Source organism: Halosimplex salinum, from assembly GCF_003730195.1.
Taxonomy (GTDB): domain Archaea; phylum Halobacteriota; class Halobacteria; order Halobacteriales; family Haloarculaceae; genus Halosimplex; species Halosimplex salinum.
The window spans coordinates 482,473-498,950 of sequence record NZ_QWGG01000002.1 but is presented as its reverse complement, the minus strand read 5'-3'; the positions used below and the strand labels follow the sequence as shown (position 1 = coordinate 498,950).

Annotated in this window: 15 protein-coding genes and 1 tRNA gene; 10 read left to right on the top strand and 6 right to left on the bottom strand. The window is 69.4% G+C overall.

Annotated features, from left to right (window positions below; genetic code table 11):
• Window positions 1–73 precede the first annotated feature (73 nt).
• Genes D1409_RS07670 through D1409_RS07660 form a run of 3 tightly spaced genes read left to right on the top strand, consistent with a single transcriptional unit; the run spans window position 74 to window position 3,706 of the window.
• Window positions 74–1,339: a four-carbon acid sugar kinase family protein gene (locus tag D1409_RS07670; protein ID WP_123535698.1), complete on the top strand. Its 1,266-nt coding sequence runs from the start codon at window positions 74–76 to the stop codon at window positions 1,337–1,339.
• 1 nt (window position 1,340) lies between these two features.
• Window positions 1,341–2,399: a 4-hydroxythreonine-4-phosphate dehydrogenase PdxA gene (gene pdxA, locus D1409_RS07665; protein WP_123535696.1), complete on the top strand. Its 1,059-nt coding sequence runs from the start codon at window positions 1,341–1,343 to the stop codon at window positions 2,397–2,399.
• Window positions 2,396–3,706 carry a DUF362 domain-containing protein gene (locus D1409_RS07660; RefSeq protein WP_123535694.1) on the top strand — a complete coding sequence of 437 codons (1,311 nt, stop codon included), beginning with the start codon at window positions 2,396–2,398 and terminating at the stop codon, window positions 3,704–3,706. The genes pdxA and D1409_RS07660 overlap by 4 nt, the downstream gene beginning before the upstream one ends.
• Before the next feature lie 71 nt (window positions 3,707–3,777).
• Here D1409_RS07660 and D1409_RS07655 read toward each other — a convergent pair whose 3' ends face one another.
• Window positions 3,778–4,191 carry a cupin domain-containing protein gene (locus D1409_RS07655; RefSeq protein ID WP_123535692.1) on the bottom strand — a complete coding sequence of 138 codons (414 nt, stop codon included), beginning with the start codon at window positions 4,189–4,191 and terminating at the stop codon, window positions 3,778–3,780.
• 195 nt (window positions 4,192–4,386) lie between these two features.
• On the opposite strand from D1409_RS07655, the gene D1409_RS07650 reads away from it, so the two are divergent.
• From D1409_RS07650 to D1409_RS07635, 4 genes are all read left to right on the top strand, one after another.
• Window positions 4,387–5,220, top strand: coding sequence for a phosphoenolpyruvate hydrolase family protein (locus D1409_RS07650; RefSeq protein WP_123535690.1), 834 nt, complete (start codon window positions 4,387–4,389; stop codon window positions 5,218–5,220).
• A 64-nt stretch (window positions 5,221–5,284) separates the two neighbouring features.
• On the top strand, window positions 5,285–6,502 hold the full coding sequence (locus D1409_RS07645) for a Tm-1-like ATP-binding domain-containing protein (RefSeq protein ID WP_123535999.1): 1,218 nt from the start codon (window positions 5,285–5,287) through the stop codon (window positions 6,500–6,502).
• A 153-nt stretch (window positions 6,503–6,655) separates the two neighbouring features.
• A complete protein-coding gene (locus D1409_RS07640; protein ID WP_123535997.1) occupies window positions 6,656–8,086 on the top strand; it encodes an APC family permease in 1,431 nt (476 codons plus the stop codon).
• Window positions 8,083–8,865, top strand: coding sequence for a universal stress protein (locus D1409_RS07635; protein WP_123535688.1), 783 nt, complete (start codon window positions 8,083–8,085; stop codon window positions 8,863–8,865). Before D1409_RS07640 ends, D1409_RS07635 begins: the two co-directional genes overlap by 4 nt.
• Window positions 8,866–8,907: 42 nt before the next feature.
• On the opposite strand, the gene D1409_RS07630 is transcribed toward D1409_RS07635, so the two are convergent.
• On the bottom strand, window positions 8,908–11,151 hold the full coding sequence (locus tag D1409_RS07630) for a hypothetical protein (RefSeq protein WP_123535686.1): 2,244 nt from the start codon (window positions 11,149–11,151) through the stop codon (window positions 8,908–8,910).
• Between the two features lie 196 nt (window positions 11,152–11,347).
• On the opposite strand from D1409_RS07630, the gene D1409_RS07625 reads away from it, so the two are divergent.
• Window positions 11,348–12,553, top strand: a complete 1,206-nt coding sequence (locus tag D1409_RS07625; RefSeq protein ID WP_123535684.1) for an inorganic phosphate transporter — start codon at window positions 11,348–11,350, stop codon at window positions 12,551–12,553.
• A 483-nt stretch (window positions 12,554–13,036) separates the two neighbouring features.
• On the opposite strand, the gene D1409_RS07620 is transcribed toward D1409_RS07625, so the two are convergent.
• Window positions 13,037–13,468 carry a universal stress protein gene (locus D1409_RS07620; protein ID WP_123535682.1) on the bottom strand — a complete coding sequence of 144 codons (432 nt, stop codon included), beginning with the start codon at window positions 13,466–13,468 and terminating at the stop codon, window positions 13,037–13,039.
• 103 nt (window positions 13,469–13,571) lie between these two features.
• Here D1409_RS07620 and D1409_RS07615 point away from each other — a divergent pair, with 103 nt between their 5' ends.
• Entirely contained in the window at window positions 13,572–14,579 is a 1,008-nt protein-coding gene (locus tag D1409_RS07615; protein ID WP_123535680.1) for an alcohol dehydrogenase catalytic domain-containing protein, read from the top strand.
• Window positions 14,580–14,627: 48 nt separating this feature from the next.
• Here D1409_RS07615 and D1409_RS07610 read toward each other — a convergent pair.
• From D1409_RS07610 to D1409_RS07600, 3 genes are all read right to left on the bottom strand, one after another.
• Window positions 14,628–14,700: transfer RNA gene (locus tag D1409_RS07610), tRNA-Gln, on the bottom strand.
• 113 nt (window positions 14,701–14,813) lie between these two features.
• Window positions 14,814–15,398, bottom strand: coding sequence for a homing endonuclease associated repeat-containing protein (locus D1409_RS07605; protein ID WP_123535678.1), 585 nt, complete (start codon window positions 15,396–15,398; stop codon window positions 14,814–14,816).
• A gap of 61 nt (window positions 15,399–15,459) precedes the next feature.
• Window positions 15,460–15,975, bottom strand: coding sequence for a GNAT family N-acetyltransferase (locus D1409_RS07600; protein WP_123535676.1), 516 nt, complete (start codon window positions 15,973–15,975; stop codon window positions 15,460–15,462).
• Between the two features lie 176 nt (window positions 15,976–16,151).
• Here D1409_RS07600 and D1409_RS07595 point away from each other — a divergent pair, with 176 nt between their 5' ends.
• Window positions 16,152–16,454 carry a hypothetical protein gene (locus tag D1409_RS07595; RefSeq protein WP_123535674.1) on the top strand — a complete coding sequence of 101 codons (303 nt, stop codon included), beginning with the start codon at window positions 16,152–16,154 and terminating at the stop codon, window positions 16,452–16,454.
• Window positions 16,455–16,478: the final 24 nt, after the last annotated feature.

Below are 16,478 nucleotides of genomic sequence, written 5' to 3'. Positions count from 1 at the left end.
CCGGCGATATGCGACCGCCGCCGAGCGGGTCGGGACGAACGCGGTTAAGTACGAGCGAGCGGAACCCGGGCCAATGCCAGCCGCGCTCGTCGTCGCCGACGACCTGACCGGCGCGATGGACACCGGTCACGGGTTCGCCGCGGGCGGACGAACCGTCCGAGTCCGCCGCTCCGCAGACGGCGACGCCGTCGAGGTGGACGTGCTCGTCGTCGACACGGACAGCCGCGACGCCGATCCCGAGACGGCCGCGGCCGCTGTGACGCGCGCAGTCGAAACCGCCCCCGCCGAACTGGTGTACAAGAAGGTCGACTCGACGCTCCGGGGCAACGTCGTCGCGGAGGTCGACGCCGCCGTCGCGGCCTCGGGAGCGGACCTCGCCGTCGTCGCGCCCGCGTTCCCGTCGACCGGGCGGACCACTGAGGACGGTCGCCACCTCGTCGACGGGACGCCGCTGGCCGAGGCGGGCTACGGCGTGGACGAGTCGGATCTGCGAGCCGTTTTCGCGCCGTCGGAGTATCCGGTCGCCCACCTCGACACCGCGACCGTCGAGAGCGGCGCGGCGACCGTCGCGGACCGCCTCGCCGAACTCGCGAGCGGTGACGGGCCGACGCTCGTCGTCTGTGACGCGCGCACGGAGCGCCACCTCGAAGCGGTCGCGGCGGGTGCGGGTTCCACGGACACGACCCCGCTGTACGTCGGGAGCGGCGGGCTCGCGGCCCACGTCGACGTGCCGGGCGACGCCGACGCCGGCGGCGGTGCTGATACTGAGGTACCGGCAGGTCCCGACGGCGCCGGCGTCCTCGGCGTCGTCGGGAGCGTCAACGAGCGCACGCTGACCCAGCTCGCGACGGTCGACGGCGACGCTGTCGTCCGACTCGATCCGGCGGCGGCCGTTCGCGACCCTGAATCGACCGGTCGAGCGGCCGCGTACGCTCTCGTCAACCTGCTCGACCGGCAGGGGCGAGCGGTCGTGACGGCCGCCACCGACACCGACGACGTTGCCACCGCGGAACGGGCCGCCACCGACCTCGACGGCGGCGACGCGGCGGCGGTGACGGCCGCGGAGCGCGTCTCGACCGCACTCGCCGCTGCGGCGCGTTCGACGGTGGCCGACGCCGCTCCCGCGGGGCTGTTTCTCACCGGCGGCGACGTGGCCGGAGCGGTCCTCGACGCGCTGGCAGCCGACGCGATCGAACTCACCGGCGAGTCCGTCGCCGACGGGGTACCAGCGGGGCGGATCGCGACCGGGCCGGCAGCGGGGACGCGAGTGGTCACGAAGGCAGGCGGATTCGGCGACGAAAGAGTCATCTTCAACTGTCTGGACGCGCTGGATCGGTGACATGGAGCGACCGACAGTCGCCGTGACGATGGGCGACCCCGCGGGCGTCGGCCCCGAGGTCGTCGTCGGGGCGTATTCGACCATGGTCGACGCCGCGAACCCGCTCGTCGTCGGCGACGCCGACGTGATCCGCGCCGCCGTCGAAATCCGCGACAGCGACCTCGCCGTCGCCGCCGTCGAGTCGGTGGCCGACGCGACCTTCGATCCCGGAACCGTCCCAGTGCTCGACCTGGACGCCGTCGACGCCGAGAGCCTGGAGCGCGGCGTCGTCAGAGAAGCCTACGGCGAGGCGAGCCTCGAGTACGTCGAACGGGCGATCGAACTCGCGACGGCCGGGGACGTCGACGCCATCGCGACCGCACCGATCAACAAACAGGCGACGCGGCTCGCTGGGAGCGAGTACGCGGGTCACACCGGGATGCTCGCCGACTACACCGACACCGACGACTACGCGATGATGCTGGTCGAGGATAGTCTCGTGGTCACCCACGTCAGCACGCACGTGTCGCTGTCGGAGGCCTGCAACCGGGTCTCCACGCGTCGCGTCCGGGCGACCATCGACGTGACCCACGAGGGACTCCGCGACCTCGGGGTCGAGGACCCGACCATCGCCGTCGCGGGGCTCAACCCCCACGCCAGCGACGGCGGCCTGCTCGGCACCGAGGAGGCCAGCGATATCCGGCCCGCCGTCGAAGCCGCCCGCGCGGACGGACTGGACGTGCACGGCCCCGAGTCGCCCGACACCGTGTTCGCGCAGGCGGCCGGTGGCGCCTACGACTGCGTGGTCGCCATGTACCACGATCAGGGCCACATCCCGATCAAGATGCTCGGGTTCGCCAGCGACGACGCCGTCTCGGGCGTGAACGTCACCATCGGCCTGCCCATCGTCCGCACCAGCGTCGACCACGGCACCGCCTTCGACATCGCGGGCGAGGGCGTCGCGAGCGAGGCCAGCATGGTCGACGCCGTCGAACTCGCCGCGCGGATCGCTCGCAACCGCGCGGCCCGGGACGACGCTCTCGAATCGGACTCGGAACCGAACCCGAGCGGAGCCCGATGACCCTCGACTTTCCCGACGCCGACGCGCTACGGAGCGCCAGCGAGTACACGAGCGACGACCTCCCCGAGTTCGCCGTCGCCCGCCGCGAGCGGAACCCGGAGTCCGTCGACGACGTGAGCGCGGCGACCAGAGCGGCCGTCGACGCCATCGACGGGTTCGACGACCTCGACGCGGGGTCGACCGTCGCCGTCACGGCCGGGAGCAGGGGGATCCACGACATCGCCGCCGTGCTCGCGGCGGCCGTCGACCGCCTCCGGGAGCGGGGGTTCGAGCCGTTCGTGATCCCCGCGATGGGGAGCCACGGCGGCGCGACCGCGGCGGGTCAGCGCGAGACGCTCGCGGCGCTCGGGATGACGCCCGAAGCGCTGGGGTGCGAGATCAGGTCGTCGATGGCCATCGAGGCGGTCGGCGAGGACGACCTCGGTCGGCCGGTGTACGCCGCGGAGGACGCGCTCGAAGCGGACGCCATCTTGCTCGCCAATCGCGTCAAACCGCACACCGACTTCCGCGGCGACGTGGAGAGTGGCCTCGCGAAGATGGCCGTGATCGGCCTCGGAAAACACCGCGGTGCCGAGTCGCTGCACAACGCCGCCATCGCGACCGACTTCGCCGACGTGATCGCCGACCGCTACGAGGTCCTGCGCCGCGAGACGCCCGTCGTGGGCGGCCTCGCGCTCGTCGAGAACGCCGCCCACCGCACCGCGCACGTCGAGGGGATCGACGCCGCGGCCGTGCTCGACCGCGAACCGGAACTCCTCGACCTCGCTCGCGAACACCTGCCGAAACTCCCCGTCGACGACCTCGACCTGCTCGTCGTCGACGCGATGGGGAAAGACGTGTCCGGGACCGGGATGGACACGAACGTCCTCGGCCGCTACGACTTCCACGGCGAGGCCGAACCCGACTCGCCGTCGATAACCCGCGTCTACGCCCGGTCGCTGACCGACCCCTCGCACGGCAACGCCGTCGGGATCGGTCTCGCCGACTTCGTCCACCGCGGCCTCGTGGCCGACGTGGACTTCGAGGACACGTACGTCAACATCGTCACGAGCGGCGAACCGCGGCGGGCGAAACTGCCCTTCGTCGTCCCCGACGACGCCACCGCGCTCCTGCTCTCGTGTTCGACCACGGGCGTCGCGGACCCGAGCGAACTGCGGGTCGCGCGCATCCCGAGTACGATGGAACCCGATTCGCTGGTCGTCTCCGAACCGGTCGCCGACGAACTGCGCGAGCGGCCGGACGTGACCGTCGGCGAACTCGGGCCGCTGGCGTTCGAGGACGGTACGCTCGAACCCGACCCGTACTGAGGCACAGCGACCGCGTCAGTCTCACCGACCGCGTCTGACCCGCCGACCGCGTCCGCACCGGCGCTCCGGCGTCAGTCGTCCCGCGCCGGAATCTCTCCGGCCGGGAGGACCTCGCACTCGGGCATTTCGGCCAGTTCGGACTCCGGTCCGGGCGGCGCGTAGACGGCGAGCAGTTTCAGCGTCTCCCACCCCGTGTTCCGGGTCCCGTGCTCGACGCCCTCCGGGACGTAGATCATCTCCCCGGCGGACACCTCCCTGGTATCGCCGGCGACGGTCTGCTCGCCCTCGCCCGCGAGGAAGTAGAGGATCTCGTCGCTGTCGGGGTGCTCGTGGAGGTCGTGGCCCTCCCCCGGTTCGAGCTGGACGACGCCCGCGCTCAGCCGCTCGGACCCGTTCACGTCGGGCGTCGCCATCCACTTGAGCGTCCCCCAGTCGAACTGCTGTGTCGATACGTCCCCGCTCTCGACGAAGTACTCCTCGGACATGCTTGCGTGCGGATCGTTCGCACGACCGTCGTATAGATGTTCCTACCTGTCAGATTCGCATATAGAAGCGCAGATTCGGGACGGTCGGCAGGAGCCCGCAACTATCCGGGTACTATCCCGTCACCGCGACGGGGCGTGAACCGGATAGCTGCACAACATATTGATTAGGGGCTTCTTCGTGTGTGGACACGTACCATGAAAATCAGCCGTGCGGACTCCCTGGAGCGACTCGAATCGGTCGTCGAAAGCGGCGAACCAGTCATCGGCGCGGGGGCGGGAACGGGGATCTCGGCGAAGTTCGCGGAGCGCGGCGGCGTCGACCTGCTGATCATCTACAACTCCGGGCGCTACCGGATGAACGGCCGGGGATCGCTGGCCGGCCTCTTGCCCTACGGCGACGCCAACGAGATCGTCGTCGAGATGGGACACGAGGTGTTGCCGGTCGTCGAGGACACGCCCGTACTCGCCGGCGTCAACGGAACGGATCCGTTCAGGGACATGAACGTCTTCATCGAGGACCTCAAGCGCAGGGGGTTCTCCGGCGTGCAGAACTTCCCGACCGTCGGGCTCATCGACGAGGACAGCGGGTTCCGGCAGAACCTGGAGGAGACGGGGATGGGCTACGACGAGGAGGTCGAGATGATCCGCGAGGCGAGCGAGCAGGGGATGCTCACCTGCCCGTACGTCTTCTCGGAGGAGCAGGCGCGAGCGATGACGGAGGCCGGCGCGGACGTGGTCGTCTCCCACATGGGACTGACCACGTCGGGCGACATCGGCGCCGAGACCGCGCTGGACCTGGAGACCGCCGCCGAGCGGGTGCAGTCCCACTGCGACGCGGCGAAAGCGGTGAACGAGGACGTTATGGTGATCTGCCACGGCGGGCCGATCGCCTGGCCCGACGACGCGGAGTACGTCCTCGACAACACCGAAGGCGTGATCGGGTTCTTCGGCGCGTCCAGTATCGAACGCCTGCCCACCGAGGAGGCCATCGAGAACCAGGCCCGCGATTTCAAGGAGATCGACTTCTGATGGCCCCGACTCGAACCCGTTCGCGGCCGGCGACGGCCCTCGCCCGATCCCGGGGGTGGCGACCGTGAGCGTCGTCATCGTCGGGACGCTCGACACGAAAGGCGAGGAGATCGCGTTCGCCCGCGACGTGATCGAGGCCCAGGGCCTCGACGTCCACGTCGTCGACGTCGGAATCATGGGCGAACCCGAGTTCGAACCGGACACGTCCGCCGGCGAGGTCGCCGAGGCCGACGGGACGACCATCGACGCGCTCCGCGAGGCGGGCGACCGCGGCGAGGCCACCGAAGCGATGGGTGAGGGCGCGGCCGCCGTCGCCGTGCGACTCCACGAGGAGGGCGTGCTGGACGCGGTCCTCGGCCTCGGCGGGTCGGGGAACACGTCCATCGCGACCGCGGCGATGCGGGAACTGCCGGTCGGCGTCCCGAAGGTGATGGTCTCCACGATGGCTTCGGGCGACACCGAGCCCTACGTCGGCGCTCGTGACATCATGATGCTGTACTCCGTCGCGGACGTCGAGGGACTGAATCGGCTCTCCCGACGGGTCATCTCCAACGCCGCGCTCGCCGTCGTCGGGATGGTCGCCAACGAACCGGACGTCGAGGTCGAAGACCGGCCGACGGTCGGCATCACGATGTTCGGCGTCACGACGCCGTGCGTCCAGACCGCCCGCGGGTACCTCGAGGACCGGGGATACGAGACCATCGTCTTCCACGCGACGGGAACCGGCGGCAGGGCCATGGAGTCGCTGATCGAGGAGGGCGTCATCGACGGCGTCCTCGACGTCACCACGACCGAGCGGGCGGACGAACTCGTCGGCGGCGTCCTGAGCGCCGGTCCGGAGCGTCTCGACGCCGCCGCCGAGGCGGGGATCCCGCAGGTCGTCTCCGTCGGCGCGCTGGACATGGTGAACTTCGGGCCGCGCGACTCGGTCCCCGAGGAGTTCGAGGGGCGCGAGTTCCACGTCCACAACCCGCAGGTGACGCTCATGCGGACGACGCCCGAGGAGAACGCCGAACTCGGGGAAATCATCGCCGCGAAACTGAACGACGCGACCGGGCCGACGGCGCTCGCGCTCCCGCTCGACGGCGTCTCGATGCTCGACGTCGAGGGCGAGGACTTCCACGACCCCGAGGCCGACGCGGCGCTGTTCGACGCGCTCCGGGACCACCTCGACGAGGGGATCGAACTGATCGAGATCGACGCCGCGATCAACGACGAGGAGTTCGCCCGGGCGATCGCCGAGCGTCTGGACGAGTACATGCGCGAGGCAGGGGTCGCCTGAGCGAGCCGGCGGCCTCACCTGAGCGACCCGCCGGCCCCGCCCGAGCGATCCCGGGCTGACGGCGCGCGGGACGCCTGTAGACCTTTGTATCCGGCGGCTGATTGCTGACGTGTGAGCAGGGACACACAGGACGGACCGGGCGCCGGGAGCGAGGTGGACGGCCAAGCGACCGACGGCAACCTCCCCGGAGGGACGAACGTCGAGGGCGAGGCGCCGATCGTCGAGGAGACAGTCGAGACCGAGGAAGCGACGATCACCGACGACGCCGAGCTGGAACGGACGCTCGGCCTCACGGGCGGCCTCGCGATCGGTATCGGGACGATGATCGGCGCGGGTATCTTCGTCTTCCCGGGCCTGGCGGCGGGAGAGGCCGGCCCGGCCGCGGCGGGGTCGTTCGCCATCGGCGCGGTCGTCGCGCTGCTGGTCGCGCTCCCCACTTCGGAACTCGCGACGGCGATGCCGAAAAGCGGCGGCGGCTACTACTTCATCTCCCGCGGCCTGGGCACGCTCGCGGGGACGGTCGTCGGCCTCTCGCTGTGGTTCGGGCTCGTGTTCGCGACCGCCTTCTACCTCGTCGGCTTCGGCTACTACGCCGTCGACACGCTCGCCGAGATCGGAGTCACCGTCGGCAGCGGCCTCGTCATCCCGATCGCCCTGCTGTTCGGCGCCGGCTTCACCGTCCTGAACGTCACCGGCACGGAGAACGCCGCCAAACTCCAGAACGGTGTCGTCGCGCTCCTCCTCTCGATCCTCACGGTGTTTCTCCTGTACGGCAGCCTCGACGCGCTGGGCGTGGTCGGCACGGCGAGCGCTCCCGAACGGTTCATGCCGTTCGGTCCGGTGTCGGTCCTGACGACCGCGGCGCTGGTGTTTACCTCCTATCTGGGGTTCGCGCAGGTCGCGACGGTCGCCGGCGAGATGAAGCAACCGGGACGGAACCTCCCGCTGGCGATGGTCGGGTCGGTCGTCATCGTCGGCGTCCTGTACGTCGTGACGGTGTTCGTCGCGACGAGCGCGTTCGAGAGCGCCCGCCTCGCCGAACTCGGCGAGACGGCGATGGTCGACGTGGGTCGGCACTACCTCGGCGGCGCGGGCGCGCTCGCCATCGTCTTCGGCGGCCTGCTGGCGACGATGTCCAGCGCGAACGCCTCGATCCTGAGCACGTCGAGAGCGATCTACGCCGTCTCCCGCGACGCCCTGCTCCCGCGGGGTGCCAGTCGTATCAACCTCAAGTACGGCACGCCCCACGTCGCGCTGGGGCTGGCCGGCGGGCCGGTGCTCGTGCTCGTCGCGACCGGGGAGGTCGAGGTCCTCGCGGAGGTCGCCTCTTTCCTGCACCTCATCCTCTACGGGCTGATGTGCGTGGCCCTCCTGATGCTCCGCCGAGACGAACCGGAGTGGTACGACCCCGACTTCCGGGTGCCCGGCTACCCCGTCGTGCCGATACTGGGCGCGCTGTCGAGTTTCGCGCTCATCGGCTTCATGCAACGGATATCACAGGTCATCGGGCTCGCGGTGATGCTCGCCAGCGCGGCCTGGTACTTCTATTACGCTCGCGACGTTAGCCTGAGGGGAGCACTATGACTCGCGTCCTCGTGTCGCTGGCGATACTGGAGGGGGACACCGTCTCCCCGGGGCTGATAGACCTGCTGGGGACCGTCGACGTGACGGTCCTGGGCTATCACGTCCTGCCCGAGCAGACGCCGCCCGACCAGGCCAGGCTCCAGTACGAGGACCGGGCGAACGAGGCGCTCGACGACGTGACCGAGGAGTTCGCGACCGCCGGGGGCGCGGCCGAGCGGCGCCTCGTGTTCACGCACGACCGGGAGAAGTCGATCCAGCGCGTCGCCGAGGAGACCGGCGCAGACGCGTTCGCCGTCACCGGCGCGACCGGACCGGTCGAGCGGCTGCTCGTCCCGGTGATCGGCGACGTGGCCGTCGACCGCATCACGGCGTTCGTCACCGAACTGGTCGGCGACCGCGACATCGAGGTGACGCTCTTCTTCGCCTCCGACGACGAGGGCGAGACGGAACAGACCGCCCTCGACGACGGCGCGGCGGCGCTCCGCGAGGCCGGTATCGCCGTCGAGACGGAGCACGTGACCGGCGCACCGTTCGACTCGCTCGTCGACGCGGCGCCGGGTCACGACGCCGTCGTCATGGGCGAGGCGGCGCCGTCGCTCAGGTCGTTCCTCTTCGGCGACGAGGCCGAGCGCGTCGCGAGCGAGACGGTCGGCCCCGTGCTCGTCGTCCGCAGAAACGAGGAAGAAGACGAGGAAGAGGATGAGGAGGGTGAAGCCGTCGCGTCCGATCCGGCCGCGGAGTCCGACCCGGACACCGAATCCGATTCGACTGCGGAGTGAGGGGGTCGGCCGCGGCGTACCGCGGCGTCGGCCACGACCGCTCTATAGCTTCTCGGAGTTTCTGGCCTGTTTCGACCGCCGGTCGATCTGTTCGAAGCGGTTGTCGGCCGCGTTCGCCAGCCCCGGCGGGAGGTCCGAGCGGGCCGCCTCCAGTCGCTCGGTCGCGCGTTCCAGCCGCGAAGCCACGGCGTCGATACTCGCGTCGGCCTGCCCGCGGTCGCCGGCCTCGGCGCGCTCGGCGGCCCGCTCGGCGGCCTCGGCGATGGCTTCGAGCACCTGCACTAACCCGCGGAGCGAATTCCCGGCGTCACCGTCGTCGTCGCTCTCGCCACCACCGCCACCGCCGCCGTCCTGTCCCTGCCCCGGCGAATCGTCGCCGTCGCCGTCGTCGTCGCTCTCCGCGTCGAGTTCGGCCGCGACCGCCGCTCGGGTCTCTTCGGCCACGTCGGCGAGATACCGGGCGAGCGACGCTTTTCCCGTTCGCGGGCGGTCGACGTCCACCCGCTCCTCGGCGCCGGGGTTGACGCGGTCGGCACCGATCTCGTCGTCGGCGTCTCTGACCTCGGTCGTGTAGGCGCCGCCGCGGTGGACGTAGACGGCGTCGGGGCCCGACAGCGGCGCGTCGTAGAGGCGCCCGGCGAAGTCGTCCTCGACGGCGAAATCCGTCAGGTCGTCGTCGCTCTCGGTCGGGTCGACGGCGAGTTTCGTCGCGTCCTCGCGGGCGACCAGCGCCACGTCGCCGCCGACGCCGGCGGCCGTCACGCCCGGCGCGGGATGGTCACCGGGCGTCCGGGTCCCGTCGTCGGTCTCCGTCTCGGTGTCGCCCTCGACGGTTCCGGTTGCAGTCGCCGAGGCGTCGGTCGCCGCCGCCTCGCCGACGGCGACCGTCTCGCTGTGAGGTGCGAGGCCGGCGCCGTTGACCGTCAGTCGGTGTTCGCCGTCGGGCACGTCCTGCGCGACGGCGATCCCGCCGAACGTCGGGACCGCCTCGGGGTCGCTCTCGACCAGCGCGACCGCTTCGACCCGCGACTCCTCGGTCGTCAGGCCCTCGTCCTCCGGGGCGTCGGGGGAGGGGACCGACTCCAGGACGCGGGCGAAGACGGTGTTGATCGGGGCGGGGTCGCCGACGGCGTCGTAGCGGTCGGCGAGCGCCTGTCGGTGGTTCGGGTCGGAGATGTCGGCCGCGGGGTTCTCGTATCGCTCCTGCTCCCACGGCGACCCCGGCGCGGTGAGGTGACTCGCGACGGCGTCCTCGACCGCGCCCGGGATGGCGAACTCGAAGCTCAGTTGCGGGCCGGTGAAGTCGGCGACGTGTTCGAGGTCGGCCGTCGGTGCGAGGTCGTACGTCACGTCGGCGTCGACGTCGGTGTCGGTGTCGGCGGCCGCCGCGTCGAAGACCAGCCCGGTCGAGCGCTCCGGGAGACCGCTCGGCGGCGACGACAGCGCGTCGAACGACCGGATCGTCGCCGCTGCCGGCACGAGGTCGGACTCCGTCACCGACGGGAGTCGGTCGTGTTCGTAGATGGGCGCGTCGTCGAGTTCCGGGACGACGAAGGGGAGCCGCCCGCCCTCGTCACGCGGGAGGCCGTAGGCCAGCGGGAGTTCCGCCACGTCCTCGATGCCTTCGATGGCGCTGTTGGTGATGTCCGCGAGGAAGTCGGTGCCGCCGAGTCGCTGGAAGCGGTCGGTGGTCTCGTTGACCGACAGCGCGCTCGAATGGGAGCCCAGCTCGGAGAGGATCCGCGGCTGTCGGTCGGGGTCCGGGTCGAGGAACTCGTTGTTGGGGACCTTCCGGGAGTGAGAGCTGGCGACGTACAGCTGCGGGTCGCCCGAGTCCGTGTCGACGAACACCTGCAGCACCTCCCAGTCGTGCCAGTGGAAGTTCGTGGTGAACTGGTCGAACGCCGAGTAGAACCAGAACTGGACGACCGCCAGCGGCGAGTCCTCGTACGCGACCGCGTTGTAGAACACGGTCGGATCGGGCGGGGAGTCCCCGTCGAACGCAGCGGTGTAGCCGTCGAAGGCCGCGAAGCCGTCGACGACCGTCTCGCCGTCGCGGTCGCGCTCGTACGGCCGCGGGTCCGTCGGGAACCACCGCTCCCCCTCGTCGAAGAAGAGCGTCGGGGCGAACCGTTCGGCGAGGTCCCGGGCCCGATCCGCGGGAACGTCGGTCGTCGCCTCGTCGGGGTCGCGCTCGAAGGCGCCGCAGCCGGCCAGCGCCGCCGTTCCTGCGACGGCACCGAGCAGGCTCCGACGGGTCAGCGTCCGCGGTCCGTCCGGGGTCATCGGTCCACCTCACGGACGGGTGAGTCGGACGCACCGGAAAATTGCATGGCCAGTTCTTCGTGTGACGTCGGATATGTCTTGTGCCCGTGTCGTGTGATGCTCGCTGGAGCGGTACCAGCGTGCGCGAACGTTTATTCGGCCGCCGGCACAACGCTCCGGTCATGGTACCTACGCCCGCCGTCGAGGTGTCGTAGTCGTGCCGGGGGTCGGATTCTGGGCGCTGGTCGTCCTCGCGACGGTCGTGAGTCTCCTGACCGCGTGGGCGCTGGGCGCCAACAGCAACTCGCCGCCCTTCGCCCCCGCCATCGGCGCCAACGCCATCTCGACGATGCGCGCGGCCTTCCTCATCGGGATCCTCGCCGCACTCGGGGCGCTCACGCAGGGCGGCGCGATCTCCGAGACCGTCGGCGCCGGCCTCATCGACGGCGTCGCGATCACCTCGCTCGCGGCCACCGCGGGCCTCCTGACCGCCAGCGCGTTCATGGCGTTCGGCGTCTACACGGGGTACCCCGTTCCCGCCGCCTTCGCCACTACCGGCGCGATGGTCGGTGTCGGCCTCTCGCTCGGCGGCGCCCCCGCCTTCGACACCTACCGCCGGATCGTGACCTTCTGGGTGCTCGTCCCGCCCGTCTCGGGCGGCCTCGCCTACCTCACCGCGACGATCCTCCGCCGCGACGACATCCCCGAGACGGTCGGCGTCCCCCTCCTCGCCGCCGTCGTCGGCGCCATCATCGCCAACGTCCAGCTGGGCATCATCCCCTCGGGCCCCGACGCCACCCAGAACTCCCTGGCCGGGTTCGTCGCGGATCTGGTCGAGTTGCCCACCGTCGGGGGTATCCACCCCATGATCGGCGTCGTGACGGTCGCGTTCGCCGCCCTGAGCTTCCAGTTCATCCGCCGGCGGACCCAGCAGTCCGTCGACAAGGGGATCCGGACGTTCCTCGTCGTCCTCGGCAGCGTCGTCGCCTTCTCCAGCGGTGGGAGCCAGGTCGGCCTCGCGACCGGTCCGCTGGAAAACCTCTACAGCGCAGAGCTGGGACTGCCGAGCATCGTCCTCCTCGCCATCGGTGCGGTCGGCATCCTCGGCGGCGCCTGGATGGGCGCACCGCGGCTCCTGCAGGCCACCTCCCGCGAGTACGCCTCGCTCGGCATCCGCCGTTCCATCGCCGCGCTCGTCCCGGGGTTCATCATCGCGCAGCTCGCCATCGCCCTCGGCATCCCGATATCGTTCAACAACATCATCATCTCCGGCGTCATCGGCGGCGGCCTCGCCGGCGGGTCCGCCGGCGTCTCCCGCCGGAAGATCGGCGTCACCATCGCCTTCTGGCTCATCACGCTCGTCTCCTCCATCGCCATCGGGTTCGGGCTCTACCGGCTGTTCGCCGCCGTGCTCGGCGGGTGAAGATGGAATCGGAGCCGCGCGAGGACCGAGGTGAATGGCGCGCGCTGTCGCGAGTTCTATCTCGCGACAGTAGTCGTGCGAGGGATGACTGAGCGAGCGGAGCGAGCGAAGGAATCGGCTGGGGAGGTACGAGGCTGTCTGCGGTGCCGTGTGGGGTGGTTTCCTGGTGGACTGAAAGGGCGAGGCCCGGTCGTCGGCGTCCTCGTGAGTCGTGCGAACGAGGACTCGAAAGAGGAGCGGAGCGAGTCTTTCGGCGCCCCGGCGAAGTAAGCACGCGAACGGAGTGAGCGCGCGCAGCGAGCCGCGGCGTCACGACCGGGCCGAGGGCTTTCAACGCTTGCAGTCACCAGCGGCTGACCCGACTCATAGCGAGCGGGCCGAGGGCTTTCAGCGTTCGCCTCAACGTGCGGTTGCCGTGACACAGACCATGTCAGTCGAGCGTATACAGATCTACACAACGCATCCAGAACGAAACACACAATCTCACCGAACGACGGTCACCGAGACGGGCGCTTCTCCGACGACGGTCGTCGCCACCGTCCCGAGCAGTCGCCGGCCGATAGCGCTCCGTTCCCCGCCGTGGCCGCCCATGACGACGTGGTCGACGCCGTGTTCCCCGACGACCTTCAGGATCGCGTCGGCGGGGTCGCCGGTCTCGACGACGGTCTCCACGCTCCTGTCCGCCTCGGCGGCCCGCTCGCGTGCACGCTCGACCAGTCGGTCGGCGCGCTCACGGGCCTCCGCCTCGCGCTCGTCGCCGGCTTCGAGGACACCGCCTTCGCTCATCGCCGAGTCGAGCGGCGTGACGACGTTCAACACCGTGACGCGGCAGTCGAAGGTCTCCAGAGCGTGGGCGAGCGCGTCGTCGGCGAGCGGCGACCCGTCCAGCGGGACGAGCACGTGCGAAGGCGCCATACCAGGAGATGGACGCCGAGCACCAAGAATCCACGGCGGGCGGTTCGCGAACGCGTCGCCGGCGACGCCGCTCTCATGGTCCTGGCCCTCGAATCGGGAAGCGATGCGCGCCGCTGCATTCACCGACCTCGTCGGCCCGGACGGCGTAGGTATCGTCGACCAGCCAGCCCCCGACCCCGGCCCAGGCGAAGCCGTCGTCGACGTGGACGCGTGTGCGATCAACCGCCACGACCTGTGGATATTGCAGGGCGACTCCGCGATGGTCGACGCCGACGACCTCCCCTTCGTCTCCGGCCTCGACGTCGCCGGCACGGTCGAAGAGACCGGACCGGGTGTGACCGGCGTCGACACGGGCGACCGCGTCGTCCTCTGCCCGAACGAGACCTGCGGCACCTGCCGGTTCTGCCGCGAGGGACCGGAGAATATGTGCGAGAACTTCTCGCTGTACCACGGCGGACTGGCCGAACGGGCGCTCGTGACCGCCGACCGCCTCGTGCCGATCCCGGAGCAGATGGACGCCACCACCGCTGCCGCGCTCCCGACGGCGTACACGACCGCCTATCGGATGCTCCAGCGTGCGGACGTGGCGGCCGGCGACCGCGTCTTCGTCCCCGGCGCCACCGGCGGCGTCGGCGTCGCCACCGTCCAGCTCTGTGACGGGCTCGGCCTCGAATCGGTCGGCACCTCCCGCTCGGCGGCGAAACTGGACCGCGTCCGCGAGGCCGGACTGGATCGAGGGATCGAATCGGCCGACGTCGACGAGATCCGCGAGGCAGTCGACGAGCCCGTCGACGCCGTGATCAACCACCTCGGCGGCGAGTACTCGGAACTCGGCCAGTCCGTGCTCCGGCGCGGCGGCCGGATGGTCGTCTGCGGCCGCACCGCAGGCGGCGTCTCCGAGTTCGACGTCGCCGACCTCTTCCTCCAGCACAAGCGCATCGTCGGTTCGACGATGGGTACCCAGCCCGACCTGGAGCGACTCGTCCAGTTCGTCGCCGACGGCGCGTTCTCACCCGTGATCGACGACACCTACCCGCTGGCCGAGACCGGCGCGGCCTTCGCCGCGATGGAGAACCGGGAGAGCGTCGGGAAGATCGTCGTGGAGGGGTAGGAGAGCGGCGGAGTCGTTGCTAACCAATCTGATATTTGGAAGAGAAGATAGTCCCGGGAAGATTCGAACTTCCGTCGTCAGCCCCAGAAGCTGACAGGATTGGCCACTACCCCACGGGACTCTGACATGTCACCCGTCCGATCTTGGGCGACGTCGTATCTCAGAATTGGGCGGAGTTATACTTGAGTGTTGCGGAGCAGATGGGTACTGTGACGCGGTAACATCCGTAGGGAATTAGGCTTCTTCGGCGATCGGATCAGGGACTTCGTAGTGTTCTTTCCGGTGGCAGTTTGCACAGAGGACTTCACAGTTCTCGAGCTCTTCGCGGATACTCTCTTTCGCGTATCCGTAGCTGACCATCTCTCCGACACCGAGTTCTTTCTCGTCGGAGTTCGTGTGGTGGAAGTCGAGACACGCGGGGTGGCCAGCTCCACACCGTTCACACTCGCAGTGGTCACGTTTGAACTCGTGAAGCCACGTGCGTAGCATCTCTCTCCTGACTTCTTTTTTCTGAATTTCCGCTTCCCTGTTCTTGTAGTACCACCGCTGGTACCCCGATAGCTCTTCCCACACCTTTCCCTCGGGTAGTTCGACGTCGTCCGGTTTCGGCTGAACGGGATACCCACCGTTGTCGCTCTGTGCATAGGTTTCTAACCCAGCCTCCTCCTTGGCCTCGTTCCAGCCACCGAGGATCCGCATGATAGTGGACGCTGCCGGCGTCAACTCCAGTTCGACGTACTCCTTCTTCGTGGGCGCCTGTCCCAGCATCTCCGCCGCTTTCTGGAGCGATTCGATGCACTCCTCCTCCGTCGTCGCCATATTTCCGGTGGCTATCCCCGAGATATTAACGGGTAGCCACGGAGTGAAAGTGAAACAGAGACTACAGATGCTTCTCGAAGACGATCCGCTCCCCGGCGGGCGTCGACTCCCGACGAACCTCCGAATAGCCGAACGACTCGTAGAGCGCGATGGCGCTCATTTGATCCGGCGTCGTGTCGAGGACGAGTCGGTCGAACCCCAGATCCGCGGCGCGAGTCTCCAGTTCACCCAGGATCGCGCTCCCGAAACCCCGCCGCTGCTGCTCGGGGTCGACGCGCATCCGCCGGACCACGACCGTATCCGGGTCGCTCTCGTGGTGGTCGACGTCGGGCGACGGCTTGATCGCGCCCATCGCGACGAGTCCGCTGTCGGTCCCACTCGCGTCTCGCCGCTCGACCTCACCGACGAGAAACTCGCCACCCGCGTCGAGATACTCTGACTCGACGGCCCGGAGGTCCGCGTCGAGATGGGCGTACGCCTCGTCGTAGGCGCCCACGTCCCGGAGCGCCCGCTCGTGGAGGTCCCAGACGGCGTCCTCGTCCCCGGGTTCGTACCGACGGATCTGCAGGTCGGCCACGGGTTCTCGGCCGGCCGCCCTCGACATAGATCCACCGCGAGCGGCAACGTCTGCCGTTCTTCGGACCGGTGCGCGGGTTCTCAGCCGCCACGAATCGAGCACTCGATTCTGTAACACTCCGTAACATCCTGTTACACTTCGTAACAATTAAATCGTCGTCGTGATTTTCGAGAGATATGTCCGAGACAGTTCGGATCCGCGACGAGGACTACGAGGCGATCGCTGCGGCCCAGGAGGTGCTCGGGCTTCCGTTCCCGGAGGTCGTCCACCTGAGTCTCAACACGGACGTCCTGAAGGGCAGTCCGGCACAGAACGCGCGGCGGGCGATACAGTACTACTACACGTACGTGATCCAGGAGTACGACGACGTCCACGACGTGCCGGTCGAGGAGTTGTCCTTCGAGAGCGCGGACCAGGCCAAGGCCGGCCTGACCATCGGCGCCGAGAAACACGAGAATCGAATCGCGGCCGACAACTAAGCGGGAGTGCGATCCCCGACGGAG

Excerpts from the sequence above, each read along its gene's own strand:
- D1409_RS07670 (WP_123535698.1), top strand. The coding sequence starts at position 74 with ATGCCAGCCGCGCTCGTCGTCGCCGACGACCTGACCGGCGCGATGGAC.
- pdxA (WP_123535696.1), top strand. The coding sequence starts at position 1,341 with ATGGAGCGACCGACAGTCGCCGTGACGATGGGCGACCCCGCGGGCGTC.
- D1409_RS07660 (WP_123535694.1), top strand. The coding sequence starts at position 2,396 with ATGACCCTCGACTTTCCCGACGCCGACGCGCTACGGAGCGCCAGCGAG.
- D1409_RS07655 (WP_123535692.1), bottom strand. The coding sequence starts at position 4,191 with ATGTCCGAGGAGTACTTCGTCGAGAGCGGGGACGTATCGACACAGCAG.
- D1409_RS07650 (WP_123535690.1), top strand. The coding sequence starts at position 4,387 with ATGAAAATCAGCCGTGCGGACTCCCTGGAGCGACTCGAATCGGTCGTC.
- D1409_RS07635 (WP_123535688.1), top strand. The coding sequence starts at position 8,083 with ATGACTCGCGTCCTCGTGTCGCTGGCGATACTGGAGGGGGACACCGTC.
- D1409_RS07630 (WP_123535686.1), bottom strand. The coding sequence starts at position 11,151 with ATGACCCCGGACGGACCGCGGACGCTGACCCGTCGGAGCCTGCTCGGT.
- D1409_RS07620 (WP_123535682.1), bottom strand. The coding sequence starts at position 13,468 with ATGGCGCCTTCGCACGTGCTCGTCCCGCTGGACGGGTCGCCGCTCGCC.
- D1409_RS07615 (WP_123535680.1), top strand. The coding sequence starts at position 13,572 with ATGCGCGCCGCTGCATTCACCGACCTCGTCGGCCCGGACGGCGTAGGT.
- D1409_RS07605 (WP_123535678.1), bottom strand. The coding sequence starts at position 15,398 with ATGGCGACGACGGAGGAGGAGTGCATCGAATCGCTCCAGAAAGCGGCG.
- D1409_RS07595 (WP_123535674.1), top strand. The coding sequence starts at position 16,152 with ATGTCCGAGACAGTTCGGATCCGCGACGAGGACTACGAGGCGATCGCT.